Source organism: Azohydromonas caseinilytica (assembly GCF_012927045.1).
GTDB classification, from domain to species: domain Bacteria; phylum Pseudomonadota; class Gammaproteobacteria; order Burkholderiales; family Burkholderiaceae_C; genus Azohydromonas; species Azohydromonas caseinilytica.
In genome coordinates this window covers 1-1,055 of sequence record NZ_JABBFW010000095.1, presented here as the reverse complement: position 1 = coordinate 1,055, position 1,055 = coordinate 1, and the positions used below count along the sequence as shown (strand labels likewise).

The following is a 1,055-nucleotide window of genomic DNA, read 5'->3' as shown; positions in this document are numbered from 1 at the left end:
GGTTTCCCTGCGCCTGCCCTATTCGGTTAAGCTCGCCACTGAATGTAAGTCGCTGACCCATTATACAAAAGGTACGCCGTCACCCCGAAGGGCTCCGACTTTTTGTATGCATGCGGTTTCAGGATCTATTTCACTCCCCTCCCGGGGTTCTTTTCGCCTTTCCCTCACGGTACTGGTTCACTATCGGTCGATTACGAGTATTTAGCCTTGGAGGATGGTCCCCCCATCTTCAGACAGGATTTCACGTGTCCCGCCCTACTTGTCGACAGCTCAGTACCACAGGGGTCTTTTCGCATACGGGGCTATCACCCACTGTCGCCGGCCTTTCCATGCCGTTTTGCTAAGTCCCCTGCTATCACTGTCAGGCTGCTCCGATTTCGCTCGCCACTACTTTCGGAATCTCGGTTGATGTCTGTTCCTCGAGCTACTGAGATGTTTCAGTTCACCCGGTTCGCCTCATGTGCCTATGTATTCAGCACAAGATACCCTTGCGGGTGGGTTTCCCCATTCGGAAATCTCCGGATCAAAGCTAATTTGCCAGCTCCCCGAAGCTTATCGCAGGCTATCACGTCCTTCGTCGCCTGTAATCGCCTAGGCATCCACCACATGCACTTAGTCACTTGACCCTATAACTTTGACCTCCGTCGCAACGAAGATCGTCAAGGACTGCAGCCAACTCATCGGTTGGCTGTTTGAGTATTCGCGTTGTTGCCGTGCTTCAATCTCTTTCGAGTTGAAGTCTGGTGACGCAATCAATAATTGCCGCTGGCACGGTGTGTCCGAAGACACTTTCCAGCGGCAACGCTGATTCGACTCTATGAATTGTTAAAGAGCGGCACGATCAAAAAAGATCGCACATGCAAATCCGCCCGTATCGCCACGAACTTGCATGTGCGCTCGACTCGATGATTCGTCGTGCACTTCTTAAAACCTACAGCCGATAAGTGTGAGCGCTCAGGACACCGAAGGCCTCGGTGGTGTGCTCAGTTTCTCTAGAAAGGAGGTGATCCAGCCGCACCTTCCGATACGGCTACCTTGTTACGACTTCACCCCAG

At 52.6% G+C, this 1,055-nt stretch carries 2 rRNA genes; both read right to left on the bottom strand.

The features are described 5' to 3' along the window. Window positions 1-626, bottom strand: a 23S ribosomal RNA gene (locus tag HHL10_RS30120); the annotation flags it as partial. Window positions 627-996: 370 nt separating this feature from the next. Next, window positions 997-1,055, bottom strand: a 16S ribosomal RNA gene (locus tag HHL10_RS30115); the annotation flags it as partial.